Origin of the sequence: Phreatobacter sp. (assembly GCF_027532945.1) — a bacterium.
Lineage (GTDB): Bacteria > Pseudomonadota > Alphaproteobacteria > Rhizobiales > Phreatobacteraceae > Phreatobacter.
In genome coordinates this window covers 117002-142046 of the sequence record NZ_JAPZTZ010000013.1, presented here as the reverse complement: position 1 = coordinate 142046, position 25045 = coordinate 117002, and the positions used below count along the sequence as shown (strand labels likewise).

The window sequence follows — 25045 nt, the reverse complement described above, 5'->3', positions numbered from 1 at the left end:
CGCGACGAAAGGTCAGGGGGTGACGGTCAGCTTCAGCACATAGGCGTCGAGCGGCACCGGCCGTCCGCCGGTGGTGAGCTCGCGCGGCGGCGCCGACAATTCACCGAAGGTGACGAAGCGGCCCTGCACCGGCACGAAGGGCGCGCCCAGATGGGCGGCGGGCGACAGGCGGAAGGACGGCGTGGTGGCACCGATGGCCTGGACCTCGACCACCGGGGGGCCGGCGCGCTCGCAGCGCGCCGTGGCACAGCGGCCGTCGGCGATGACGCGGGTGAACCTCAGCTTCAGCATGCGGCCGCCGGGACCGGGGACCTCGACCGTCTCGCCGCCACGGATCTCGATGTGCCGGGGACCTGCGTCCTGCGCCTTGCTGGGTCCGGTGACCAGCACGAGCGCGGCGCTGGCCGCGAGGAACATCAGGGTGGGGGCGGCGATCATGGTCAGCGTAGCCAGGGTTCGGGTGTCGAAATGCATGTGCGGCTCCGGATGTTGCATCCGTGTGTCGCGGCCACGCTGAAAATGGTTCGACAGACAGATGGGCGCGTGAGGCCCAAAATGCGAAGGGGGGCGGGATCACGTTCCGGCGAGCCCTGTCCGTCTGCATGGCTGCACGGTAAAAATCGTGCCTTTGGCGGCCTCAGCCATGTTGGAGCCGTCACCGAGTCGTGGTAGCAGGCTTCGCCAACCCTTCAACGAGCCGCCCCGCTTCCTTTCGCCGAATCGAAAGGCCGGGATCGGCTTTTCCCGCAGCGGAGTTGGCCATGGCCGTCATCAAGTCCATCGAGGAAGCCCTCACCTTCGACGACGTGCTGCTGCGGCCGGGACTGTCTGACGTCATGCCGGGTGATGTCGACGTGAAGACGCGGATCACGCGCACCATCAGCCTCAATATCCCGCTGATGTCCTCGGCCATGGACACGGTCACCGAGTACCGCATGGCCATCGCCATGGCCCAGGCCGGCGGCATCGGTGTCGTCCACCGCAACCTCGATCCCGAGATCCAGGCGGATCATGTCCGGCAGGTGAAGCGCTTCGAGAGCGGCATGGTGTTGAATCCCATCACCATCCACCCCGACGAAACCCTGGCCGATGCCCTCGCCCTGATGAAGAAGCACGGTTTCTCCGGCTTCCCCGTCGTCGAGCGCGGCCCGAATGGCAAGGGCGGCAAGCTTGTCGGCATCCTCACCAACCGCGACGTGCGTTTCGCCACGCGTCCCGACCAGCCGGTCTCTGAGCTGATGACCAAGGACCGGCTCATCACCGTGGGCGAGGGCGTCAGCCAGGAGGAGGCCAAGCGCCTCCTGCACCAGTTCCGCATCGAGAAGCTGATCGTCGTCGACGAGCACTACCGCTGCACCGGCCTCGTCACCGTCAAGGACATCGAGAAGCAGGTTGCCAATCCCAACGCCTGCAAGGACGAGCAGGGCCGCCTGCGCGTTGCTGCCGCCACCACCGTTGGCGAGCAGGGCTACGAGCGCACCGAGATGCTGATCGATGCGGGCGTCGACCTCGTCGTCGTCGACACCGCCCACGGCCATTCCCAGAAGGTTCTCGACCAGGTCGCCCGCATCAAGCGCCTGTCGAACAAGGTCCAGGTCGTCGCCGGCAATGTCGCCACGGGCGCCGCCACCAGGGCGCTCATCGATGCCGGCGCCGATGCCATCAAGGTCGGCATCGGCCCTGGCTCCATCTGCACCACCCGTATTGTCGCCGGCGTCGGCGTGCCGCAGCTCACCGCCATCATGGAGAGCGTCGAGGCCGCCCAGGCCACCGGAACGCCGGTGATCGCCGATGGCGGCATCAAGTTCTCCGGCGACCTCGCCAAGGCGCTTGCGGCCGGCGCCGAGGTGGCGATGATCGGCGGGCTCCTTGCCGGCACGGACGAGGCACCGGGCGAGGTCTATCTGTGGCAGGGCCGGTCCTACAAGAGCTACCGCGGCATGGGCTCGGTGGGCGCCATGGCCCGTGGCTCGGCCGACCGCTACTTCCAGGCCGAGGTGAAGGACGCCCTGAAGCTGGTGCCGGAGGGCATCGAGGGCCAGGTGCCCTATAAGGGGCCGGTCTCCACCGTGGTCCACCAGCTCGTCGGCGGCCTGCGCGCCGCCATGGGCTATACCGGCGCCCGCACGCTGGCTGATTTCCGCACCCAGACTGAGTTCGTGCGGATCTCCGGCGCCGGCCTGCGCGAGAGCCACGTCCATGACGTGACCATCACCCGCGAGAGCCCGAACTATCCCAATGGCGGCCGCGTCTGAGGCCCGGAGATGAAAAAGGCGGCCGGTGGGCCGCCTTCTTCCATTGATCGGCGCGAAGCGTCAGTTGCAGACGCGAACGCGGCGCAGCTCCGGGCCGTAATAGGTATCGACCCAGCGGCGCTCGACCCAGCACTCGCGGTAGCTGTTCGCGGAAGCGGCGGCAGCGGCTCCGCCGATGATGAGCGCGGCGGCGCCGATCCCGATAGCGGCACCTGGGCCGATACCACGGCCGCGGCCACGATACGGGCCAGGACCCGGGCGGAAACCGGGACGGCCGGCGAAACGCGGGCCGCCGCGGAAGCCGCCACGACGGCGCTGCATTTCGGTGGGCTGTGCGGTGTCGATGGTCGAGCTGATCGCGGCCCGCTCGGCCGAGGCGGCGGAAGCGGTTGCCGGCATCAGCGCGGTGAAGCCGAAGGCCATCAGGCCGGCAGCGGTGGACAGGGCCAGGGCCCGGATGGACGTCGAACGCATGACTGTTCTCCCCGAGTTCGGCGGTTTCCTCCCCGCCGGATCGCGACCGACACGATCGCGACGTGTGTCATAGGTAAGGGCCATGAACGGCCGTTCCTTGACCAACGTATGACCAGCATGGTCGGTTCTGCGCCCTAACGGAAGCGGAATCTCACGGATGTCTTCACAAGAAGGATTGTCTCGATGGGCTTGATGAATGCCGGCATGAATTCGCTGGTCTGGCCGGTGCTGGCGCAGATCCTACTCACGCTCGTCGTGCTCGTGGTCATGGGAGTCTTCCGCCGCAAGGCCATGATGGCCCGCGAGGTCAGGATCAGCGAGATCGCGCTGAAGAATGACGCCTGGCCCTCGAAGCCGCAGCAGGCCGCCAACAATTTCACCAACCAGTTCGAGACTCCCGTCCTCTTCTACGTCCTGTCGATCCTCGCCATTCATGTCGGCGCGACCGGCTGGGTCATGGTGGCGCTCGCCTGGCTGTTCGTTGCGAGCCGCATCGTCCATGCCGTCATCCATATCGGCTCGAACAACATGATCATCCGTCCGCTGGCCTTCCTGGTCGGCTGCGTCGCCATCCTCGGCATGCTCGTCGGCGTCTTCATCGCCGCGGTCTGATGCGGAGGGGCCGCCCCGGTCTGCGACCGGGACGGCCCGACGAGAGGCACCTCAATAGGCGCAGACGTTGACCAGCCGACGCTCGACGCCGTAGGGCGTGTCGATCCAGCGGTAGCGGTAGCAGCTGGCGCCCACCGTCGCGATGCCGAGACCACCGACCCAGACACCGTGGCGCCAGAAGCCGCGGCGATGCCCATGGCGAGGGCCGTGGAAGCCGAGACGCGGGCCGCCGATGTGACGCGGGCCACCAATGTGACGAAGGCCACCAATGTGACGCCCGCCGCCGACGTGGCGAACGCCGCCGAGATGCACGCCACCGGCGCGGAAGCCACCGCCGCCGCCGCGGTAACCGCGGGCTTCGGCATCGGTGGTGGCATAGAGCGAGAGACCGGCAACGGCGATACCGGCGAGGGCAAGGGCCTTGAGGGAGGTCATGGCTGCGTTCCTTGAGCGTTGGAGGAGTGAGGAATTCGCCCCTTCGATCATGGGTCGCCGCGCCCGCGGAAAAGGTTCAACGCTGACGGCGCGGCCCGTCGTCGCGCTCATTGCGGTCTTGGCTGGTAACCGCGCTCCATACTGCAAATCGATCCGGTTTAATTAAGCAGACTTTCAGCCTCGATCCCTAAACTCCTTCCTATCGCGGCAGACCGGGACCGATGACGCAGCAACCCGCCATCACCCTGGAGGATGTCAACCGGGCCATGACCGCCCGGCGGCGGGACCTGTCCTTCCCCGAGCCAATCGAGCAGCATTTCGCCGCCGAGATGGATGCCCGCCGCGGCCGCGCCGTGCGCCGGATTTTGCCGCGCACCCTGGTCATCTACAATGCCTTCATCATCGGCGACCATCTTCTGACGCCGGACGCCGTCATGGTGTCGTGGATCGTCCACTTTCTCGTCGTGACGCCCTGGATCATCGCCGTCATCCTGCTGATGCCGAAGATCACAACGCGGCTGTGGCGCGACCTCTTGGTCGCCAGCCTGCCGCTGTCGATCGTCGCCGGAGTACTCGCGGTCTTTGCCATGTCTCGCTCGCCGTTTGCCGAGCACTACCAGTACTTCGTCATCGTGGCACTGCTCTACGGCAACGCCGTCCTGCGCCCGAGCCTTCCGCTCACGCTCGCCATCTCGGCAGTGACCGTGGTCGCGCATGCGGTGGTCCTCGCGCTGCACCCGGCCGTTCCCGTCGTGGTGGCCGTCTCGGCCAGCGCCTGCCTCATGGTCGCGAGCTACGTCTCGCTGGCCACCAATGCCGCCATGGAGCGCGACCTGCGCCGCCTCTACCTGATGCGCCTGTCGGAGAGCCTCATCGCGAGCGACCTTGAACGCGCCGCCGCCGACCTTCACCGCATCGCCCTGGTTGATCCGCTGACAGGCCTTGCCAATCGCCGTGGCATCGATGCCCGGGCCGCGGCGCTCAGCGGTGGCGTCGATGGCGGCCCCTTCGCCGTGCTGATGATCGACGTCGACCGCTTCAAGTCCTTCAACGACCATTATGGCCACCCCGAGGGCGACAGGTGCCTCGCCGCCGTGGCCCTGGCCATACGGGAATCGGTGTGCGGCGGCGTCGATGTCGCCGGCCGCTATGGCGGCGAGGAGTTCCTCGTCCTGCTGCCCGGCGCCACTCTCGCAGAGGCGCAGCCCGCCGCCGAACGCATTCGCCGCGCCATCGAGGACCTGGCCCTGCCGCATGCCGCGGCCGAGTGGGGCGTCGTCTCGGTCAGCATTGGCCTTGCCGCCGCCGACGGCCTCACTCCCGAGACCTTCCCCCCTGTGGTGGCCGCTGCCGATGCGGCGCTCTACGTCGCCAAACAGGCTGGCCGCAACCGTGTCCATGCCGCCGGGCAGGTGCCTCCCATCGACACAGCCGGGCGGCGGTCCCGCCCGGTCTCGGATGCCGCCTGATCGGGGTGCGCTTGCTTGATGAGCGTCTGCCGGTCTAACAGCACGGGCCTTGGCGGGTCCGCTCCCGTCCTGGAGACGCCGTGACACCCTCCGCCCGCCTGTCCGCCGCCATCGAGGTTCTCGCCGATATCGAGGCCCGCCGCCGTCCTGCGCCCGACGCGCTGAAGGACTGGGGCCTGTCCCATCGCTTCGCCGGGTCGAAGGACCGCGCCGCCATCGCCAGCCTCGTCTATGACGCGCTGCGCCGCCGCGCCTCCGCCGCCCATGTGATGGGCGATGGAAGCCCGCGCGCCGTCCTGCTCGGCAGCCTTGTCCTGGCGCGAGGGCTCGACGCGGCCGCGATCGCTGCGCTCTGCACCGGCGATCGCTTTGCCCCCGAACCCCTGTCGGAGGAGGAGGCCCGTCGCCTCGCCCATCCCGATCTTGCGGACGCGCCCGCCCACGTCGCCGGCGATTTCCCCGACTGGCTGTCCGATGACCTCGCCGCCGCCTTTGGCGACCGGATCGTCGAGGAGATGCAGGCGCTGGCCGCCCGCGCGCCAATCGACATCCGCACCAACACGCTGAAGACCGAGCGCGCCCGCCTCCAGCCGCTCCTTGCGCACCTGTCCCCCGAACCGACGCCCCACGCGCCAACGGGTCTGCGCTTCTCCGCCGGCGAGGATGGCCGTGGACCGACGCTCCAGGTGACGCCGGAATTCCTCAAGGGCCTGTTTGAAATCCAGGACGAGGGCTCGCAGGTCGTTGCCGCGCTGGTCGGCGTCGCGCCGGGCATGCAGGTCGTCGACCTCTGCGCCGGCGGCGGCGGGAAGACGCTTGAGCTCGCCGCGCTCATGGACAATTCCGGCCAGGTCTTTGCCACCGACGCCGATGCCCGGCGTCTTGCCCCTATCCACGACCGCCTGACCCGCGCGGGCGTCCGGAACGTGCAGGTGCGCACGCCGAAGGGCAGGGGCGACGAGCCGCTGGCCGATCTCGCCGGCAAGATCGACCTCGTCCTTGTCGATGCTCCCTGCACCGGCATCGGCACCTGGCGGCGCAATCCCGACACCAAGTGGCGGGTGCGCCCCGGCGCGCTGGACGAGCGCATGAAGGAACAGGACCTCGTGCTCGACCGCGCGGCCAAGCTGGTGAAGAAGGGCGGCCGCATCGGCTACATCACCTGTTCCGTCTTGCCGCGCGAGAACGATGCGCGCGTCACGGCCTTCCTTGAGCGCCATCCCGGCTTTGCGAGCGTTGATCCGCGTGAGCTTCTGGCCCTCGCCCCCGACACCCTTTCGGAGCGCGACGACCTCGTCTCTCCCGCCGGCCTCGGCCTGCAACTCTCGCCACTCAGGACAGGCACGGACGGTTTCTACTGCGCCGTGCTGGAACGATCCCGGTGAGTGACCGGCAGCTCTCCCGCCGCCTCGTCCTGGCAGCTGCGATCGGCCTTGCGCCGGCCCTCGCTGAGGCTCAGCCGGTCGCACGCGTCTCGACGCGGGAGGCGGCTACCGCAGCGCGCCTCATCAATGCCTATCGCGCTAGCCGCGGCCTCGCCGCGCTGCGCGTCGATGCCAGCCTCAATGCCGTCGCCGCCGAACATGCCCGCGCCATGGCAGGCGTGGACCTGCTCTCCCACGACCTCGGCGAGGGCTATACCGCCCGCATGCGGCGCCATGGGCTCCCGCGCGCCTCGGAAAACATCGGCTGGGGCTATGAGACCGTCGCCGAGGCGGTGGCGGCGTGGCGCGCCTCGCCGGCCCACGACGCCAATCTGGTGAAGCCGCATGGCCGCATGGGCCTGGCCCGCGCCGTGGCGCCGGGCATGCGCCCCTACTGGGCTCTGGTCCTCGCCCCCTGACGTCCTGCTGCCATTCCCGTGTTGACGGCTGAAATCCCGGACTTGCGCCGTTTGCGGCATGGTCGTAACGCAAGGCGATGACCCAGCACGACTCCATCCTGATCATCGACTTCGGCTCGCAGGTGACCCAGCTCATCGCCCGTCGCGTCCGCGAGGCCGGCGTCTATTGCGAGATCCACCCCTTCCAGTCGGCGGAAGCCGCCTATCGCAAGATGAAGCCGAAGGGCGTCATCCTCTCCGGCGGCCCCGCCTCGGTGACCGAGGACTTCTCGCCCCGCGCACCGCAGCTGATCTTCGACGAGAAGCTGCCGATCTTCGGCATCTGCTATGGCGAGCAGACCATGGCTGAGCAGCTGGGCGGCAAGGTGGAGGCTGGTCACCACCGCGAGTTCGGCCGCGCCTTCCTTGAGGTGCAGAAGCCGACCAAGCTCTTTGACGGCGTCTGGGAGCCGGGCACCCGTCATCAGGTCTGGATGAGCCACGGCGACCGCGTCACCCGCCTGCCCGACGGTTTCGAGGTGGTCGCGACCTCGGACAACGCCCCTTACGCCGCCATCGCCGATGAGAGCCGCAACTACTACGCCGTCCAGTTCCACCCCGAGGTGGTCCATACGCCGGACGGGGCGAAGCTGATCCAGAACTTCGTCCACAAGATCGCAGGGGCGAAGTCCGACTGGACCATGTCGGCCTATCGCCAGGAGATGATCGCCAAAATCCGCGCCCAGGTCGGCAAGGGCAAGGTGATCTGCGGCCTGTCGGGCGGTGTCGATTCCTCCGTCGCGGCGGTGCTTATCCACGAGGCCATCGGCGACCAGCTCACCTGCGTCTTCGTCGACCACGGCCTGATGCGCCAGAACGAGGCGAGCGAGGTCGTCGACCTGTTCCGCGGCCACTACAACATCCCGCTCGTCCATGTGGACGCCTCCGACCTCTTCCTCGGCCAGCTCGCCGACGTCACCGATCCCGAGACCAAGCGCAAGACGATCGGCCGCCTCTTCATCGAGGTCTTCGAGAAGGAGGCCAAGGCCATCGGCGGGGCGGAGTTTCTGGCCCAGGGCACGCTCTATCCGGATGTGATCGAGAGCGTCTCCTTCACCGGCGGGCCCTCGGTCACCATCAAGAGCCACCACAATGTCGGCGGCCTGCCCGAGCGCATGAACATGAAGCTCGTCGAGCCGCTGCGCGAGCTGTTCAAGGACGAGGTCCGGGCGCTTGGCCGCGAGCTCGGACTTCCCGACAGCTTCGTCGGTCGCCATCCCTTCCCCGGTCCTGGCCTCGCCATCCGCATCCCCGGCGAGATCACCCGCGAGAAGCTCGACATCCTGAGGAAGGCCGACGCCATCTATCTCGACGAGATCCGCAAGGCGGGCCTCTACGACACGATCTGGCAGGCCTTCGCCGTGTTGCTCCCCGTCCGCACTGTCGGCGTGATGGGCGACGGGCGCACCTATGACCATGTCTGCGCCCTGCGGGCCGTCACCTCGGTCGACGGCATGACCGCCGACTTCTACCCCTTCGACATGAACTTCCTCGGCCGCGCCGCGACCCGCATCATCAACGAGGTGCGTGGCATCAACCGGGTCGTCTACGACGTCACCTCGAAGCCGCCGGGCACGATCGAGTGGGAGTGAGGCGCCTCGTGATCGCCGCGGGCACGCGCCCATGAGCCAGAAGGGGTCGATCCCGTCCCGCGAGCGCCGGATCAAGCGCGTCTGTGTCCGCTACGGCCTGCATCTGATGACGGCGCAGAAGCCGGACAAGCGGGTTCTGGCGCATGGCGGCTACATGCTCCGCGATGCCGAGACCATGACCATCGTGCTCGGCGACCAGGGCTATCTCTTCTCCGCCGACCTCGACGAGGTCGAGGCCTATCTGGAGACCCTGGCCTGACGGCGAGGGCCATCGGTGGGCCCGCCTTCAGCCCATGAGGACTTCGCCCAGCTTGTGAGAGGCTGCCGCCCGCCTAGGCTGCCCGCGATGGCGGTACGGGGCATGAGACATGGCGATGGCAGCGGGCACGGCTGACAACGGACCGTGGTGGCGGCGCGTGTTGGGATCGCCGCCTGTCGTCCTGGCGATCCTCTACGTGGCGCTGACCTACCTCTATCTCTCCGGCTTCTTCTTCCGCGCCTCCTTCACGCAGGGGCCGGTCCAGGGCGCCGCGGCCTCCGTCGTCTCCGGCATCATGATGCTGGCGATCTATGCGAGCATCGTCCGCACAGCCGAGAACCGGCCGGTCGACGAACTCGCCCTCGGCCCCGCCGCCCGCGAACTGGGGCTTGGGCTTCTCCTCGGCTTCGGCCTCTACACTGCCTGCATCCTCGTGCTGATGGCCCTCGGCATCTACCGGCTGCAGGGCCTCAACGCCTGGTCCATGCTGCTGCCCGGCCTCGCCGCGCCCATCGCCACTGGCGTCTTCGAGGAACTGGTGTTCCGCGGCGGCGTGTTCCGCCTCGCGGAGCGCTGGTTCGGAACCTGGATCGCGCTCGTCCTGTCCTCCGTCGTCTTCGGCTTCGTTCACCTCGAGAACGATTCGGCGACGATGCAGGGCATCCTCTCGATCTCGCTTTGGGCCGGGATCCTGCTCGTGGCGACCTATCTCCTGACCGGTCGGCTCTGGCTCGGCATCGGCCTCCACGCCGCCTGGAACTACACGCAAGGGTCCGTCTGGTCCGGTATCGTTTCGGGCAACCAGGCGGCACCCGCCGGGCTCGCCCGCTCGACCATGCAGGGGCCGGACTGGCTCACCGGCGGCACGTTCGGGGTCGAGGCGTCTCTTGTCGCGCTGGTGACCTGCTCGGCCGTCGGCATCGCGATGATCGTCGTGGCGGTTCGCCGCGGCCGGATCATCCCACCCCCCTGGACAGCGCCGCGGCAGCCGTGATCCTTGCGGGCGCTTCCGCCCCGGAGCCCTCATGTCAGCCGCCACCGCACCCTCTACGGCATCACCACCTGCGACACCGTCCGCAAGGCGCGCGTCTGGCTGGACGAGAATGGCGTGGCCTACCGCTTCCACGACTTCCGCAAGGATGGGCTCGATGCGGCGCGGCTGAACGGCTGGCTCGATGCGCTCGGCTGGGAGGCGGTGCTGAACCGCGCGGGGACCTCCTTCCGGGCCCTGCCGGAGACAGAGCGCACAGGCCTCGACCGCGACCGCGCGGCGGCGCTGATCCTCGCCAATCCGACGCTGGTGAAGCGTCCGGTGGTGGAGACCGGCGGCGCGGTGATGATCGGCTTCAAGCCCGATCTCTATGCCAGGGCCTTCAACCCCGGCTGAGTGGTCCGACGGCGTCGTCCGGCCCTTTCGGGCGTGACCTCAAGGCAAGCCAAACGCCGAACCCACCGCCCAGCGCCGCTGCGATGATCGGCGCCCAGGCGGCGGCATAGGCCCAGGCATAGCTGCTGAAATAGGGCGATCCGCGCAGCGCGTAGAAGCCCGCGAGCATGAGGAGCGCTGCCCCGTAGCCGCCGACCACGCCGAGGATGGCGCCGATCAGTGTGCGCGGCCCCCGGCCCCACGGCCGGGCCGGCGACAACTGCCCGCCGTCCCGCAGCCTATCGCGCCGTGCCACGACGAGGGCCGCCGTCGTGGCTGCGGCGAGGGCGATGATGCAGGCAACGAAGGGCCCGATGACGAAGGCAAGCCCCATGGCGGCGGCGCCTTCGCGCTGCGAGACTTGGAAGATATCGAAGAGAACGATGCCGATGGCCACGGTGGCGACATAGCCGCTGACGAGGCCGATCAGCCCCCAGACCAGAGCCCATGTGAAGACGCGCATCGCTGAACTCCCATTGACCTGGGAGCCACGGATAGACGCGCGCCATTGCGGCGTTGCCGCGCGGGGCGCCCGCGATGTTTCGCCGATGTCAGGGAGCGCGGGACGGGCGCGGCGGCGGCAGCGGCGCGAAGCCGAGGGCTGCGGCGGGCGGCGTGCTGTCTTCGACCCGGGGGGCCTCGGCCGGCACTGCCGTCGAGAGGGGGATCATGCGAGCGGTCGCGGGCGGCGCCTGCATCTGGATCGGCGCGGCGGCGGGCTCTGGATCGGCGGGGACGACGATGCGCGCCTGGACCTTGTTGGGATCGGCAGCATCGCCCGGCAGCGTGACCGGGCGCGAGGTGCTGGAGGCAAGCGACGGAGCGGCCGGTGCGGGGGAGGCGATGGGAGCTGGTGGGGCAGGCGGCGGGACGAAGGCCGCGACCGTGTCGCGATGGGCGTGGGTGAAGGCAGCGGCGGCGGCGGCGGCCACGGCGATCGCGGAGACGAAGAAGGCGAGGCGTCGCCATCGTGCCCCGCGCAACCGTCGCGCCACGGCGCGTTCGGTGGCGGGATCGTAGCTCATGCCGAGCGCGGCATCGCCGGCTGGGGCGGCGGTCTCGGCGGCGTGTTGGGCTGCTTGAACCTGATTCATTCGACCAATGGCACGCGATGCGAATGGGGCCGCCGGGCCCGGCGCGAGACCAGGCAAGCGGCTATGGCGATGAAGTCCCCGAAGCCTATGCGCGCCAAATGTGGCGCAGATGCGGAGCGGAGGCAAATTGTCCCGCCCCCTGTGGACGGATCGGCGAGCCGTCCATAAGCCCTCTGCCTCACCCCCGCCGCGTTTGCGTCCGACAGGGGGAGTTGATAGGTTCCGCCGCTTCTGACGGGGGCTCGCGCGATCCCTTGGGCGCGGAGCTGGATTGAGACCATGGCCGATATTTTCGACGAAGTGGAAGAGGACCTGCGCCGGGCGCGGTTCGAGGCCTTCTGGCAGAAGAACTGGGTGATCATCGTCGGCGCCGCCGTATCGGTCGTGCTCGTCGTCGGAGGCTGGCGCTTCTACGACCATCTCCAGGCCGAACGCTCGGCCGCGGCGGGCGCCAGGTTCGAGGCGGCGCTGAGGCTCTCGCGTGACAACAGCCCGGACGCGACGTCCCAGTTCAGCAGCCTCGCCGCCGAGGCGCCGGGCGGCTATCGCATCCTGGCCCGCTTCCGGCAGGCGACCGAGCTTGCCACCCGCGACAAGGCGGCGGCTGTCTCGGCCTATGACGCCCTTGCTGCCGATGCCGGCATCGGCCCGCTGATGCAGGACCTCGCCCGCCTGCGCGCCGCCTATCTCCTCGTCGACACGGCTCCCGCCGCCGACCTCGTCCGCCGCGCCGAGCCGCTCGCCGGTGCCGATGGCGCCTTCCGCCATTCGGCGCGCGAGATCCTGGCGCTTGCCGCCCTCAAGGCCGGCGACCGGGCCGGTGCTGAGCGCTGGATCAAGGCAATCCAGGACGACCGCGAGACGCCGCAAGGCGTGCGCGGCCGGGCCGACCTGATGTCCACCGTCTTCCCTGCCAGTGGCAGCTGAGCGATCAACGGAATTTTGCGATGACCCTCCGCCCCGACCGTCGCCTCGTCCTGCGCACCGCCGCCCTCGGCGGCCTCGGCCTCATGCTGGCCGGCTGCGAGTCTCTCCAGGACATCCCCTCCATGTTCGAACGCCGCCAGGCGCCGCTGCCCGGCGACCGCCGCCCGGTCTTCCCCGAGGGCGTCCCCGGCATCGACCGCTCCGTCCAGCAGCCCGCGAACTCGCCCGGCGCCGTGCCGGCCGAGCCGCCGCCGGCCCAGCCGCCCGCCCGCGGCCGCTGAACGCCAGCCCATGTCCTTCACGCTCGCTATCGTCGGCCGGCCCAATGTCGGCAAGTCGACGCTGTTCAACCGTCTCGTGGGCCAGCGGATCGCGCTGGTCGACGATCGGCCGGGCGTGACCCGCGACCGCCGCGAGGGCGATGCCAGCCTCGGCGATGTCGCCTTCACCATCATCGACACGGCAGGCCTCGAGGACAGCCGCGAGGGCAGCCTTGAGAGCCGCATGCGCGCCCAGACGGAGGAGGCGATCCGCCTCGCCGACGCGATCCTGTTCATGGTCGATGCCCGCATGGGCCTCACTCCCGACGACCAGACCTTTGCCGAGATGGTGCGCAAGTCCGGCAAGCCGGTCATCCTCGCTGCCAACAAGAGCGAGGGGAAGGTCGGCATGGCCGGCGCCTACGAGGCCTTCTCCCTTGGCCTCGGCGATCCCGTGCCGCTCTCCGCCGAGCACGGCGAGGGCCTGAACGAACTCTACGAGGCGCTCGCCGCCCTCATGCCGCCGCCGGTCTTCGACGACGAGCCGGAGGACGACGAGGATGACAGCATCCCCGCCGGCGACCAGGAGGCGCCGCCGGAGGATCTGTCGAAGCCGATTCCCGTCGCCATCGTCGGTCGTCCGAATGCCGGCAAGTCGACCCTCGTCAATGCGCTGATCGGCGAGGACCGCCTGCTCACCGGCCCCGAGGCCGGCATCACCCGTGACGCCATCGCTGTGGACTGGGAGTGGGGGGGCCGCAAGTTCCGCCTCGTCGACACGGCGGGCCTGAGGAAGCGCGCCCGCATCGAGGACAAGCTTGAGAAGCTGTCAGTGGCCGACGCACTGCGCGCCATCCGCTTCGCCGAAGTGGTCGTCGTCTGCATGGACGCCGAGAAGCCATTCGAGGACCAGGACCTGCGCATCGCCGATCTCGCCGCCAAGGAGGGCAGGGCGGTCGTTCTCGCTTTCACCAAATGGGACCTTGTGCCCCACAAGGGCGGCAAGGCGGCCAAGCTCCGCGAGGAGACCGACCACTGGCTGCCGCAGATCAAGGGCTGCCCGGTTGTCGCCAATTCCGCCGCCACCGGCCAGGGTCTCGACCGGGTGATGCAGGCGATCCTTGATGCCCGCGTGCCATGGCAGAAGCGCATCTCCACCAACACGCTGGTGCGCTGGCTACAGGAAACCGTGGACCACCATCCGCCGCCGGCCGTCTCCGGCCGCCGCATCAAGCTGCGCTACATGACACAGGCGAAGGTGCGCCCGCCGACCTTCGTCACCTTCTGCTCGCGCCCCGAGGCGCTACCCGAGAGCTATCTGCGCTATCTCGTCAACGGGCTGCGCGAGAGCTTCGATCTCCACGGCACGCCGATCCGCTTCCATCTGAAGAAGACGGACAATCCCTACGCCGAGACGGGCCGCAAGATCCGCTGACGGGGGCGCCATAGCGCCCCCGCCGATGGGCTCAGTAGGCCACGGAGAACCGCTTGCGGGCGTGCTTCGGCGTCTCGAGTTCGTCCACCAGCGCGATGGCGTAGTCTTCCGCCGAGATGGCGCTGTTGCCCGCGGCGTCGACGAAGAACTGGTCGCCGCCGAGGCGGAACCGGCCGGTGCGCTCGCCCGGCTGGATGAGGGCCGCAGGCGACAGGAAGGTCCAGTTCAGCGTCGGCTCCGCCTTCAGTTTGTCGAGGAAGACGCCGCCGGCCTTCGCCTCCTTGAGGTAGAGGTCCGGAAACTGCGGCGTGTCGAAGAGCTTCACGCCCGGCGCCACTTCGAGGGAGCCGGCGCCGCCGACCACCAGATAGCGCGGAACGCCCGAGGCCTTGGCTGCACCGATCAGCGTGTCGGCGTCGGAGGCAAGGTAGTGCACCGACGAGATGACCACGTCGTGGCCGGCATAGGCGGCGGCAAGGGCCTTGCCATCGAAGGCGTCGACGGCCTTCGCCGTGACGCCGGGCAGGGCGGCGATCTTGGCGGTGTCGCGAGCCAGCGCCGTCACCTGATGGCCGCGGGACGAGAGCTCGCTGAGGATGCGCGATCCGATCATGCCGGAGGCGCCGAGAAGAGCGACTTTCATGGATGGTCTCCTTGTGGTAGTTACCAATGGAGACCAGATAGCTACTGGTGATCACATGCGAAAGAAGGCACTTTCGGGTCACGTGGTCACGCGGAGGGAACCATGGGCGAGCCCCGCATCATCGAACTGCCGCCGCAGCCCTTGCCAAAGGATCTGCCGCCCGACGTCTTCGCCGCGGATTGCCCCACCCGACGGGTTCTCGACCGTGTCGGCGACAAATGGGCGGTGCTCATCCTCATCCTGCTGGCCGATGGCACCAAGCGCTTCAACGTCCTGAGGCGGATGATCGGCGGCGTGTCGCAGAAGATGCTGTCGCAGACGCTGAAAAGCCTGGAACGCGATGGGTTGGTGTCGCGCAAGGTCATTCCGACCGTGCCGGTGACGGTGGAATATTCAATCACGCCGCTGGGACGGACGCTGCACCAGGCCGTAGACGCGCTGCGGGTCTGGGCCGAGACCCACATTGCCGCCGTCGAGGCGGCACAGTCGCGCTACGACGCCGAAGCCGGGCGCGAGGCGTAGAGGCAGCTTGCGCCCCCACCTTTGCTCACGCCGGGTCGCGGAAGCTCTTCCAGCTGCGGGCCGGGAAGTCGTAAAGTCGGCCGTTCTCCGTCACCTCTGCGCGGCACATGGCGACGATGGCCTCGGCGGCCGCTTCCGGCGGCTCCAGCGTCTGCGGATCCTCGCCAGGCATGGCCTGCGCCCGCATGGTGGTGCGGATCGGGCCGGGATTGAACAGGTTGGCTTTCACCGCCGTCGTCTCGCTTTCCGCCGCATAGGTGCGGGCGAGCGCATCGAGCGCCGCCTTTGTGGTCGAGTAGGGGCCCCAGAAGGGCCGGCACTTGGTCGCCGCGCCCGAGGTCACGAAGACGGCGCGGCCGGCATCGGATGCCTGGAGCAGCGGGTCGAAGGAGCGGATCAGGCGCCACTGCGCCGTGACGTTCACGGCGACGATCTGGTCCCAGTCCTTCGGCACCACATGGCCGAGCGGCGAGATCGGACCGAGAATGGCGCCGTTGGCCACCAGCACGTCGAGCCGTCCCCAGCGCTCGTGGATGGCGAGGCCGAGCCTGTCGATCCCGTCGCCGTCGCGGATGTCGAGCGGCACGAGGGTCGCCGGCAGGCCGCCCGCCTGGCGGATGGCGTCGTCGAGCGATTCGAGGCCGCCCTGGGTGCGGGCGACCGCGACCATCTGGGCGCCGCCGGCGGCCAGTGCCAGGGCAGTGGCACGGCCGATGCCGCGCGAGGCGCCGGTGACGCAGGCGATGCGCCCGGCGAAAGGCTTGTCGGTCATGGGTGTCGGTCCGTTCGCGTCAGCTGGCTTCCGCCAGCAGCGAGAGCTGCTTGGCGCCTTCGCCGACCAGGTCGGTGATGGCTGTCGGATAGTCGCCGGTGAAGTAATGGTCGGTGTATTGCGGCTGGGCGGCGTCGCGGCCCGGCTCGCCGAGGGCGCGGTAAAGCCCATCGATGGAGATGAAGGCAAGCGAGTCGACGCCAAGATAGGCGCGCATGTCCTCGATCGACATCTGGGCGGCCAGCAGCTTGTCCTGGTCGGGCATGTCGATGCCGTAATAGTCCGGGAACTTGATCGGCGGCGAAGCGATGCGGAAATGCACCTCGCTGGCGCCGGCGTCCCGCATCATCTGCACGATCTTGCGCGAGGTCGTGCCGCGCACGATGGAATCATCCACGAGCACGAGGCGCTTGCCCTCGATCACCGCGCGATTGGCCGAATGCTTCAGCCGCACGCCGAGTTCGCGCACCGACTGGGTCGGCTGGATGAAGGTGCGGCCGACATAGTGGTTGCGGATGATGCCGAGCTCGTAGGGGATGCCCGAGGCCTGGGCATAGCCGATCGCCGCCGGCACGCCGGAATCCGGCACCGGCACGATGACGTCGGCATCGACATTGCTCTCCTCGGCGAGGATCGCGCCAATCTTCTTGCGCAGGCCGTAGACGTTCTGCCCGTCGACAATGGAGTCGGGCCGGGCGAAATAGACATATTCGAAGATGCAGGGCCGCTTGCGGCGGGGCGGGAAGGGCTTGATCGATTCCAGGCCCTTGTCGTCGATGACGACGATCTCGCCGTTCTCCACCTCGCGCACGAAGCGCGCGCCGATGATGTCGAGCGCGACCGTCTCGGAGGTGAGGATGAACTTGCCGTTGAGCTCGCCGATGACCAGCGGGCGAATGCCCAGCGGGTCGCGAGCGCCGATCATCTTCTTGTTGGTCATGCCGACAAAGGCATAGCCGCCCTCGATCTGGCCGAGCGCGTCGATGAAGCGATCGACGAAGCGGTTGCGCCGCGAGCGGGCGACGAGGTGCAGGATCACCTCGGTGTCCGACGTCGCCTGGTAGATGGCGCCGTCGGCGATCAGGCGACGGCGCAGCGTCAGGCCGTTGGTGAGATTGCCGTTGTGGCAGACGGCGAAGCCGCCGGTCTCCAGCTCGGCGAACAGCGGCTGCACGTTGCGCAGGATCGTCTCGCCGGTTGTCGAATAGCGGGTGTGGCCAATGGCCGAGTTGCCGGGCAGGCGCTCGATCACCTCGCGGCGGGAGAAATTGTCGCCGACGAGGCCCATGCGCCGCTCGGAATGGAAGCGCGCACTGTCGAAGGAGACGATGCCCGCCGCCTCCTGGCCGCGATGCTGCAGGGCGTGGAGGCCGAGCGCGGTGAGGGCGGCGGCGTCCGGGTGGTCGAACACGCCGAATACGCCGCATTCCTCGTGCAGCCGGTCGCTGTCGAGATCGAGCCCCAGGTCGTCGTCGAACTGGCCGTCCGCATCGTGGTGGCGGACCTCGAGTGAACGCGTCATCGCATCCTCATCGTTGGCAGGCCGAGGTCGTCGGCCCGTCGCTCATATGCGGGCCGATGCGCCGGAACGATAGATCCACCCCATGCACGGCGACCATGCGCGGATACAAGGTCCGCTGGTTAAAATGGCTCCGCCTCAGGGCCTCGCGGGCGCAGCCCCCGGTGCCGGCGAGGCCGGCGGCGTCGCCGGCGCGGCCCCGGCCGCAGGCGGCGTTCCCGGAGCGCCAGGCGCCGGACGATTGAGGCGCCTGAGGATATCCGATCCCTCGATGTCCTGTGGCAGCTGGGCGATCAGCGCGTCCTTCACCTGTTCCAGGAGAGCGTAGGACTTGGCGCGGGTCACCCAATCCGGACGGCCATTGGTCGGCACCAGCCAGGTGAAGAAGGCGAAGGCCACGACGACGATGACGAGGCCGCGGGCGAGGCCGAACAGGAAACCGAGGGTGCGGTCGAGGACACCGATCTTCGAGTCGAGGATGGCATCGGAAATCTTGATGGTGATGAGCGAGACCACGACCAGCACGGTGAGGAAGACACCGGCGATGACGATGGCCTTGGCGATGAGCTCGTTCGACACCTGCGTCTGCGCGATGGGCAGGAGACGCGGATACGCGTACCAGGTCGAGAGAGCGGCCAGCGCCCAGGACGCAATGGACAGGACCTCGCGGACGAAACCGCGGACCATCGCCAGGAGCGCCGAGATCAGCATGATCACGGTAAGGCCGATGTCGAGATAGGTGACCGGCATCGAGTTCGGCTCCGGAATGCGTCGTGGGGCGTGCCTGAATCGGGTGACCGGCTGCGCGACACCGCGCTTATAGCGAGGCAGTGCGCCCGCGTCACCCCGTCAGGGATCGCGGGATACCCTCATCAACCCCTCTGTGCGCCTGGCGTGGAGGGAACGCGGCTGGCTGGCACCGCGATGTCCTTTGGCGGCGTCACGCCCATGGAGACATAGATGCTCATGAGCTGGTCCATGCCAATCTCGGCATCGCTCACCCAGTCCTCCGGCACGTAGATGAGCCCGCCGCCGATCGGCACCGGAGCCGTCGGCACGAGGACGCCAAGATAGCGCGCCTCGCCGACCAGGACCGGCTGGTGGGAGGTGAGGAGCGCGAGCACCGCCGCGCCGTCGCGGCCGCCGCCGAAGAAGCACCAGACCGGGCTCATGCTCTTCAGCCCGTCGGCATCCTTGCGGTCAACCATCGAGACGAAGCGGCGCGAGAGGTCATAGACCGTGCCGACAAGCGGGATGCGCCGCATCACCCGGTCCAGCGCGTTCTGCAGGCGCTCCTGCAGCACGATGGCGATGAGGCCGAGCAGATAGATCAGCGCCACCACCATGAGGATGCCGATGAGATAGGCGGCGAGCGAGGAGGACGAGAAGCCGAGACCGAGCGAGGTGAGGAAGCGGCCGACCACCGTGCCCGGCCCGACGAAGCCGTAGATGAAGCTCACCGACCAGCCGACCACGAAGGCCGTAACCGCCAGCGGCAGGAGCAGCAGCACGCCTGCGAGAAACACCCGCCTCATCCGATTACCCCCTCGCGTTCAGTCGTCGCCCGGCGATCCCGGCTTGCCCCGTGCAACGCCCGAGGCCGCGATATCAGCGACGAGGGTCGACAGGTTCGTCACCGCCTGCACCGACAGGCCGGGCTCGACCGTCTCGCCACGCGCGATCTCCGGCACGACGGCCTTGGTGAAGCCGAGCTTCTTGGCTTCCTTGAGGCGGGCGGCGGCCTGCGCCACGGGTCGCACCGCGCCCGACAGGCTCACCTCGCCGAAATAGGCGGCGTCCGCCGGGAGCACCGCGCCGCTGAGCGAGGAGACGAGGGCCGCGGCGACGGCAAGGTCGGCGGCCGGTTCTGCGATGCGCAGGCCACCGGCGACGTTAAGATAGACGTCGTGGCCGCCGAGCCTCACGCCGCAATGGGCGTCGAGCACGGCGAGCACCATGGACAGCCGCGCCGGATCCCAGCCGACCACGGCGCGCCGCGGCGTGCCGAGGGTGGACGGGGCGACCAGCGCCTGGATCTCCACGAGGACGGGGCGCGTGCCTTCCATGCCGGCAAAGACGGCTGTTCCCGGCGCGCCGAGGTCGCGACCGGCGAGGAACAGTTCGGAGGGGTTCGGCACCTCGCGCAGGCCCTTGCCGGTCATTTCGAAGACGCCGATCTCGTCGGTCGGGCCGAAGCGGTTCTTCACCGCACGCAGGATGCGGAAATGGTGGCCGCCTTCGCCCTCGAAGCTCATCACCGCATCGACCATGTGTTCGACGACGCGCGGGCCGGCGATCTGCCCGTCCTTGGTGACATGGCCGACAAGGATGACCGCCGATCCCGCCTTCTTGGCGAAGCGGATGAGCACCTGCGCCGCCGAGCGCACCTGGCTCACCGTGCCCGGCGCGCTCTCCACCGTGTCGGTCCACATGGTCTGGATGGAATCGATGACGACGAGCCGCGGCACCGGGCCTTCGGAGAGCGTCGCGACGATGTCCTCCACATTGGTCTCGGCGGCGAGTTCCACCGGCGAGGCGGTGAGGCCGAGGCGCTCGGCGCGAAGCCGCACCTGGCCGACCGCCTCTTCGCCCGAGATATAGACGACCCGGTGGCCCATGCGCGCGAGCCGCGCCGAGGCCTGGATAAGCAGGGTCGACTTGCCGATGCCGGGATCGCCGCCAATGAGGATCACTGAGCCCTTGACGAGGCCGCCGCCGAAGACGCGGTCGAGTTCGCCGACCTGCGTTTCGGTGCGGGGGGCCTGGTCATTCATCCCGTCGAGCCCGGCAAGGGCGAAGGCCCGGCCACGGCCCTTGCCCGCCTTGGCACCGCCCTTGACCGGCGCGCCGCCGACGCCGGTCGCTGCCACGCTCTCCTCGGCGATGGTGTTCCAGCCGCCGCAGCTCTCGCACTTGCCCTGCCAGCGCCCGTAGGTGGCGCCACAGGACTGGCAGACATAGGTGGTGGTGGTGCGGGCCATGGTGCCTCAGCCCGCTCAGTCGAGGTAGCGGCGGTGGTAGCGCCGCCCGAGGCTGGTCAGGATCTCGTAGCCGATGGTCCCGGCGGCCTCGGCCACGTCATCGACGCCGATCCCGTCGCCAAGAAGGGTGGCCGTATCGCCTGCCGCGACACCGCCGGCATCGGTGACATCAACGGCGACGAGGTCCATGGAGACACGGCCGGCGAGGGGGCAGAGCACGCCATTCACCCGCACCGGCGCGCCGGTCTTGCGGTCGGTCGAGCCGGCCTGCCGCAGGTAGCCGTCAGCATAGCCGACCGACAGCACGGCGATGCGGCTCGGCCGCGGCGCGGTCCATGCCGCGCCATAGCCGACCGTGTAGCCGGTGCGCAGGCCGCGCACCTGGACGATCGGCGCGTCGAGGCGCACGACCGGTTCCAGCGGGTCGCGGTCGGCGACGAAGCGCGCGCCATAGAGCGCTACGCCTGGACGCAGGAGGTCGTGGCGCGCTGCGGGCAGGGTGCAGCCGGCGGAATTGGCGAGCGAGCCGGGAATGCCGGGGAACAGGCCGCGCAACTGGCCGAAGCGGTCGATCTGGCGGGCGGTGAGCGGATGACCGGGCGTATCGGCGCAGGCGAAATGGCTCATCAGCAGCGTCGGCTCGAAGGCGAGGGCGGCCGTGCCGGGCTCGGCGAGGAGCGCCGCCTCGGCGAGGTCGAGGCCCAGCCGGTTCATGCCGGTGTCGATATGGACCGCCGCCGGCAGCCGCCGCCCGACGGTGTCGCAGAAGGTGGCGAAGTGCTCGACATCCTCGCGGCTACCGAGCACGGGCCTGAGGTCCAGCGCCGAATAGGTGTCGATGGCCTCGCCGAAGAGGCCGTTCAGCACGTAGATGGTCGCCGCCGGCACCGCCGTGCGCAGGCGCCGCGCCTCCGACAGGTGGGCGACAAAGAAGGTGCGGCAACCGGCCGCCGCCAGCGCCGGGCCGGCCCGCTCGATGCCGAGACCATAGGCATCGGCCTTCACCACCGCGCCGCATTCCGCCCCCGGGCCCATGGCGGCGAGGGCCCGCCAGTTCCGGGCGAGGGCGCCGAGGTCGATGGTGAGGACCGCGCCGGCCTCGCTGACGGGGATGCTCATCGGCTTACTCGAAGCGCTCGGGCAGGGCGTCGCCCTCGGCGAGATCGGAGAAGCGCGTCACCGAATCCTCGAACTGCAGCATGACCGTGCCGGTCGGACCGTGACGCTGCTTGCCGATGATGACCTCGGCCCGGCCATGGACCTGCGCCATGTCGGTCTGCCACTTCAGGTGCTCCTCGGTGCCGGGCTTCGGCTCCTTGTTCTTGAGGTAATATTCCTCGCGGAACACGAACATGACGGCGTCGGCGTCCTGCTCGATGGAGCCGGATTCGCGCAGGTCGGAGAGCTGCGGGCGCTTGTCGTCGCGGTTCTCCACCTGACGGGAGAGCTGCGAGAGCGCCATGATCGGTACGTTCAGCTCCTTGGCGAGCGCCTTGAGGCCGGTGGTGATCTCGGTCAGCTCCTGCACGCGGTTCTCGCCCTTGCGGGCGCCGCCCGACAGCAGCTGGAGATAGTCGACGACCATGAAGTCGAGGCCGCGCTGGCGCTTGAGGCGGCGGGCGCGGGCTGCGAGCTGGACGATGGACAGGCCGCCGGTGTCGTCGATGTAGAGCGGCAGCGCCTGGATCTCCTGCGCCGCCTGGGTCAGCTTGTAGAACTCGTCTTCCCGCATGTCGCCGCGGCGGATTTTGTAGGATGGGATGGCTGCTTGCTCGGCGACGATACGCGTGGCGAGCTGGTCGGCGCTCATTTCGAGGGAGAAGAAGCCGACAATGCCGCCATTCGTCGTCTTGTGGCTGCCGTCCGGCTCGACATCGAAGCGGTAGGCCTTGGCGATGTTGAAGGCGATGTTGGTCGCGAGCGCAGTCTTGCCCATGCCCGGACGGCCGGCGAGGATCACGAGATCGGAGGGCTGCAGGCCACCGAGCCGCTGGTCGAGGTCGCGCAGGCCGGTCGAGATGCCCGACAGCTTGCCGTCCCGCTGGTAGGCCGCCGCCGCCATGTCGAGGGCGCGGGCCATGGCATCGGTGAAGCGGCGGAAACCGCCATCGTAGCGGCCGGTCTCGGCGAGCTCGAACAGGTTCTTCTCGGCGTCCTCGATCTGGGCGCGCGGCGGCATGTCGACCGGCGCGTCATAGGCGACGTTGACCATGCCCTCGCCGATGACGATCAGGTTGCGGCGGATGGCGAGGTCGTAGATGGCGCGGCCATAATCCTCGGCGTTGATGATGGTCGTCGCTTCCGCGGCCAGGCGCGCCAGATACTGCGCCACGGTCATGCCGCCGACGTCGATGGTCGGATCGTTGAGGAAGGTCTTCAGCGTCACCGGGGTGGCGATCTTGCCGGCGCGGATCAGCTGGGCGGCGATCTCGTGGATTTTCTGGTGCAGCGGGTCGAAATAGTGCTTCGCTTCGAGGAAGTCCGAGATCCGGTAGAAGGCCTCGTTGTTGACGAGGATGGCGCCCAGCAGCGCCTGCTCCGCCTCGATGTTGTGCGGCGCCTGGCGGAACGGCAGGTCGTTCGGTGCGACGGGCTTCAGGACGGGCAGGGCGGACATGGGAGCTTCTTTGCGGTCGCGGCTGTGGGATGTCCCATGGCTAGCAGCCGGATGGGGAATCATCACGGGGCCATGATGGCAAGGTCCCGCTGTCCACACCAATCCCATGGCAGCAGGTCGCTCGTCGCGATCTCCGCTTGACTCCGGGCGGCGGTCCGGCGTCGCCCGCGCCACCCCCGATGTGGCCGCCACGACACAGTCGTCGCAAAGCAGAACCGGCACAGCGAAAGACGACAACCATCGGTTTACTTTATCATCCGCGGAAACCTGGTGGTAAGATTAACATGCGATCCCTTGCCCCATCCGCAAGTGCGGTGAATCGATCATTTCCAAGGGGCGCTCCCATGTTCAAGCGTGTTGCATTACCCATGGCCGCTGCCGCGGTTCTCCTGACGACCGGCATGGCCGGGGCTGCGGACCTGGGCCCGCCTCCCCTTCGCGGCTCGGAAGTCATCGCTCCCGACTATCACGTCGACAAGTGGAGCGGCGTCTATGCCGGCGGCACCGTCGGCATGCAGATCATCCGGAACTCCGGCTATCATTCCGACGCGCTCGGGGCCGCAAATCCGAACTTTCCTGATTTCCACTACGACTATGCCGGCACCCGTTTCTCCTACGGTCTGCACGTCGGTCTGCAGCGTCTGTTCGGCCACTTCTTGATCGGTGCGGAGTTCGATTTCGACGGCCCTCAGGCCAAGATCACCTCGCCCTGGTATAACGGCAACGTCGCCTATTCCGGTGGCGTGGCGGGCAACAGCTACCAGCAGCGTGTCGGTCTGAACTGGCAGGGTTCGCTGCGTGGCCGCGTCGGCTTCGTGCACCACAAGACGCTGATGTACCTGACCGGCGGTCTGGCTTTCGCCAACATGACGGTCTGCACCGTGATCGACGACTGCATCAACGGTGCCAACCACATCGTGCGCTATTCGGCGGTCCGCTGGGGCTGGACTGTCGGTGCCGGCTTCGAGCACAAGTTCAATTACAACTGGTCGGTTCGCGCCGAGTATCGCTACACCAACTACGGCTCGCGCACCTGCTTGGCGACGGATCGCTGCTCGATCGACGTCAACTCCTCCGACATCAACAACCGTGTCGAGACCCACGCGGTCCGTGTCGGCGTGAGCTACCTCTTCGGCGCCCCGGCCATGCCGCTCGCCCCGGTCATTGCCCGCTACTGATCGCGAGGGCGGGGCGAGCCCCCGCCTTCCATCATCCCCGCATGAAAAAGCCCGGTCGCGAGACCGGGCTTTTTGCTGTGCCGTGGAGGAGGGGAGGCCGCCTGGAGGTCCAGGCGGCTTGGCCGTCGATCAGGCCTCGGCGTCGCCGAACTCTTCCGGGTTGAAGGTCTCGAAGGTCGGCTCGTCGGCGCGCTGGGTGAGGTCCTCGCCATGCGCCTGACGCTCGGCCTCGCCGGCGGAGCGGGCGACGTTGACGGTGATGGTCGCTTCGACCTCCGGGTGCAGCGAGACGATGACCTTGTGCAGGCCGATCGCCTTGATCGGGGTGTCGAGCTGGATCATGGCGCGCGACACGGTGATGCGGGCGGCAGTGATGGCGTCCGACAGGTCGCGGGCTGAGACCGAGCCGTAGAGCTGGCCGGTCTCACCGGCCTGGCGGATCAGGGTGTAGGAGGTGCCGTCGAGCTCGGCGGCGACCGCCTCGGCGTCCTTCTTGAGCTCGAGGTTGCGCGCCTCGAGCTGGGCCTTCATGGCGTCGAAATTCTTGCGGTTGGCCTCGGTGGCGCGCAGCGCCTTGCCCTTGGGCAGGAGGAAGTTGCGGGCATAGCCCGGCTTCACGTCGACGACTTCGCCCATATAGCCGAGCTTGGCGACGCGCTCGAGAAGGATGACCTGCATGGTGGGTACTCCGTT

General features: G+C 68.6%; 28 protein-coding genes. 14 read left to right on the top strand and 14 right to left on the bottom strand.

Annotated features, from left to right (window positions below; all coding sequences use genetic code 11):
- Positions 1 to 12 precede the first annotated feature (12 nt).
- Entirely contained in the window at positions 13 to 474 is a 462-nt protein-coding gene (locus tag O9344_RS10380) for a hypothetical protein (RefSeq protein WP_298476234.1), read from the bottom strand.
- 287 nt (positions 475 to 761) lie between these two features.
- On the opposite strand from O9344_RS10380, the gene guaB reads away from it, so the two are divergent.
- Positions 762 to 2255 carry an IMP dehydrogenase gene (gene guaB, locus O9344_RS10375; protein WP_298476229.1) on the top strand — a complete coding sequence of 498 codons (1494 nt, stop codon included), beginning with the start codon at positions 762 to 764 and terminating at the stop codon, positions 2253 to 2255.
- A 60-nt stretch (positions 2256 to 2315) separates the two neighbouring features.
- On the opposite strand, the gene O9344_RS10370 is transcribed toward guaB, so the two are convergent.
- Complete coding sequence (locus O9344_RS10370) at positions 2316 to 2729, bottom strand: hypothetical protein (protein ID WP_298476227.1); 414 nt, start codon at positions 2727 to 2729, stop codon at positions 2316 to 2318.
- Positions 2730 to 2912: 183 nt separating this feature from the next.
- Between O9344_RS10370 and O9344_RS10365 the strand changes: the two genes are divergently transcribed.
- Positions 2913 to 3341, top strand: coding sequence for an MAPEG family protein (locus O9344_RS10365; protein ID WP_298476224.1), 429 nt, complete (start codon positions 2913 to 2915; stop codon positions 3339 to 3341).
- A gap of 51 nt (positions 3342 to 3392) precedes the next feature.
- On the opposite strand, the gene O9344_RS10360 is transcribed toward O9344_RS10365, so the two are convergent.
- Positions 3393 to 3776 (bottom strand): hypothetical protein, encoded by a 384-nt coding sequence (locus tag O9344_RS10360; protein WP_298476221.1) that lies wholly within the window; start codon positions 3774 to 3776, stop codon positions 3393 to 3395.
- A 221-nt stretch (positions 3777 to 3997) separates the two neighbouring features.
- On the opposite strand from O9344_RS10360, the gene O9344_RS10355 reads away from it, so the two are divergent.
- The 7 genes from O9344_RS10355 to O9344_RS10325 all read left to right on the top strand — a co-directional run bounded on the left by O9344_RS10355 (position 3998) and on the right by O9344_RS10325 (position 10365).
- Positions 3998 to 5245, top strand: coding sequence for a diguanylate cyclase (locus O9344_RS10355; protein ID WP_298476218.1), 1248 nt, complete (start codon positions 3998 to 4000; stop codon positions 5243 to 5245).
- 80 nt (positions 5246 to 5325) lie between these two features.
- On the top strand, positions 5326 to 6630 hold the full coding sequence (locus tag O9344_RS10350; RefSeq protein WP_298476215.1) for an RsmB/NOP family class I SAM-dependent RNA methyltransferase: 1305 nt from the start codon (positions 5326 to 5328) through the stop codon (positions 6628 to 6630).
- On the top strand, positions 6627 to 7088 hold the full coding sequence (locus O9344_RS10345; RefSeq protein WP_298476212.1) for a CAP domain-containing protein: 462 nt from the start codon (positions 6627 to 6629) through the stop codon (positions 7086 to 7088). Before O9344_RS10350 ends, O9344_RS10345 begins: the two co-directional genes overlap by 4 nt.
- A 77-nt stretch (positions 7089 to 7165) precedes the next feature.
- Positions 7166 to 8719 carry a glutamine-hydrolyzing GMP synthase gene (gene guaA, locus O9344_RS10340; RefSeq protein WP_298476210.1) on the top strand — a complete coding sequence of 518 codons (1554 nt, stop codon included), beginning with the start codon at positions 7166 to 7168 and terminating at the stop codon, positions 8717 to 8719.
- Between the two features lie 31 nt (positions 8720 to 8750).
- Positions 8751 to 8978, top strand: coding sequence for a hypothetical protein (locus O9344_RS10335; RefSeq protein ID WP_298476207.1), 228 nt, complete (start codon positions 8751 to 8753; stop codon positions 8976 to 8978).
- Positions 8979 to 9135: 157 nt separating this feature from the next.
- Positions 9136 to 9972 carry a CPBP family intramembrane glutamic endopeptidase gene (locus O9344_RS10330; protein WP_298476204.1) on the top strand — a complete coding sequence of 279 codons (837 nt, stop codon included), beginning with the start codon at positions 9136 to 9138 and terminating at the stop codon, positions 9970 to 9972.
- 3 nt (positions 9973 to 9975) lie between these two features.
- On the top strand, positions 9976 to 10365 hold the full coding sequence (locus O9344_RS10325) for an arsenate reductase (RefSeq protein WP_298476201.1): 390 nt from the start codon (positions 9976 to 9978) through the stop codon (positions 10363 to 10365).
- On the opposite strand, the gene O9344_RS10320 is transcribed toward O9344_RS10325, so the two are convergent.
- Together O9344_RS10320 and O9344_RS10315 are read right to left on the bottom strand one after the other, a co-directional pair.
- Positions 10352 to 10867, bottom strand: a complete 516-nt coding sequence (locus O9344_RS10320; protein ID WP_298476198.1) for a hypothetical protein — start codon at positions 10865 to 10867, stop codon at positions 10352 to 10354. The genes O9344_RS10325 and O9344_RS10320 overlap by 14 nt on opposite strands.
- 88 nt (positions 10868 to 10955) lie before the next feature.
- Positions 10956 to 11429, bottom strand: a complete 474-nt coding sequence (locus O9344_RS10315) for a hypothetical protein (RefSeq protein ID WP_298476196.1) — start codon at positions 11427 to 11429, stop codon at positions 10956 to 10958.
- 348 nt (positions 11430 to 11777) lie between these two features.
- Between O9344_RS10315 and O9344_RS10310 the strand changes: the two genes are divergently transcribed.
- The 3 genes from O9344_RS10310 to der are packed head-to-tail and all read left to right on the top strand — an operon-like array spanning position 11778 to position 14120.
- Positions 11778 to 12425, top strand: a complete 648-nt coding sequence (locus tag O9344_RS10310) for a tetratricopeptide repeat protein (RefSeq protein WP_298476193.1) — start codon at positions 11778 to 11780, stop codon at positions 12423 to 12425.
- 20 nt (positions 12426 to 12445) lie between these two features.
- A complete protein-coding gene (locus tag O9344_RS10305) occupies positions 12446 to 12706 on the top strand; it encodes a hypothetical protein (protein WP_298476190.1) in 261 nt (86 codons plus the stop codon).
- A gap of 10 nt (positions 12707 to 12716) precedes the next feature.
- Positions 12717 to 14120, top strand: coding sequence for a ribosome biogenesis GTPase Der (gene der, locus O9344_RS10300; protein ID WP_298476187.1), 1404 nt, complete (start codon positions 12717 to 12719; stop codon positions 14118 to 14120).
- A 31-nt stretch (positions 14121 to 14151) separates the two neighbouring features.
- Here the strand turns inward: der and O9344_RS10295 are convergent, their stop codons facing one another.
- Positions 14152 to 14763, bottom strand: coding sequence for an NAD(P)-dependent oxidoreductase (locus O9344_RS10295; RefSeq protein ID WP_298476184.1), 612 nt, complete (start codon positions 14761 to 14763; stop codon positions 14152 to 14154).
- Between the two features lie 102 nt (positions 14764 to 14865).
- Here O9344_RS10295 and O9344_RS10290 point away from each other — a divergent pair, with 102 nt between their 5' ends.
- On the top strand, positions 14866 to 15285 hold the full coding sequence (locus tag O9344_RS10290) for a helix-turn-helix domain-containing protein (RefSeq protein ID WP_298476181.1): 420 nt from the start codon (positions 14866 to 14868) through the stop codon (positions 15283 to 15285).
- 25 nt (positions 15286 to 15310) lie between these two features.
- On the opposite strand, the gene O9344_RS10285 is transcribed toward O9344_RS10290, so the two are convergent.
- The 7 genes from O9344_RS10285 to O9344_RS10255 form a co-directional block, all read right to left on the bottom strand.
- A complete protein-coding gene (locus O9344_RS10285; RefSeq protein WP_298476177.1) occupies positions 15311 to 16057 on the bottom strand; it encodes an SDR family NAD(P)-dependent oxidoreductase in 747 nt (248 codons plus the stop codon).
- Positions 16058 to 16076: 19 nt separating this feature from the next.
- Positions 16077 to 17579, bottom strand: coding sequence for an amidophosphoribosyltransferase (purF, locus tag O9344_RS10280; RefSeq protein WP_298476174.1), 1503 nt, complete (start codon positions 17577 to 17579; stop codon positions 16077 to 16079).
- A 135-nt stretch (positions 17580 to 17714) separates the two neighbouring features.
- Positions 17715 to 18326, bottom strand: coding sequence for a CvpA family protein (locus tag O9344_RS10275; protein ID WP_298476171.1), 612 nt, complete (start codon positions 18324 to 18326; stop codon positions 17715 to 17717).
- Between the two features lie 122 nt (positions 18327 to 18448).
- Positions 18449 to 19111 carry a DUF502 domain-containing protein gene (locus O9344_RS10270; protein WP_298476168.1) on the bottom strand — a complete coding sequence of 221 codons (663 nt, stop codon included), beginning with the start codon at positions 19109 to 19111 and terminating at the stop codon, positions 18449 to 18451.
- Positions 19112 to 19129: 18 nt separating this feature from the next.
- On the bottom strand, positions 19130 to 20557 hold the full coding sequence (gene radA, locus O9344_RS10265; protein ID WP_298476165.1) for a DNA repair protein RadA: 1428 nt from the start codon (positions 20555 to 20557) through the stop codon (positions 19130 to 19132).
- Positions 20558 to 20572: 15 nt separating this feature from the next.
- Positions 20573 to 21676 (bottom strand): alanine racemase, encoded by a 1104-nt coding sequence (gene alr, locus O9344_RS10260; protein ID WP_298476162.1) that lies wholly within the window; start codon positions 21674 to 21676, stop codon positions 20573 to 20575.
- A 4-nt stretch (positions 21677 to 21680) separates the two neighbouring features.
- Positions 21681 to 23174: a replicative DNA helicase gene (locus O9344_RS10255; RefSeq protein WP_298476159.1), complete on the bottom strand. Its 1494-nt coding sequence runs from the start codon at positions 23172 to 23174 to the stop codon at positions 21681 to 21683.
- Positions 23175 to 23542: 368 nt separating this feature from the next.
- Between O9344_RS10255 and O9344_RS10250 the strand changes: the two genes are divergently transcribed.
- Entirely contained in the window at positions 23543 to 24352 is an 810-nt protein-coding gene (locus tag O9344_RS10250; RefSeq protein ID WP_298476156.1) for an outer membrane beta-barrel protein, read from the top strand.
- Positions 24353 to 24481: 129 nt separating this feature from the next.
- Here O9344_RS10250 and rplI read toward each other — a convergent pair whose 3' ends face one another.
- Entirely contained in the window at positions 24482 to 25030 is a 549-nt protein-coding gene (gene rplI, locus O9344_RS10245) for a 50S ribosomal protein L9 (RefSeq protein WP_298476153.1), read from the bottom strand.
- Positions 25031 to 25045 lie beyond the last annotated feature (15 nt).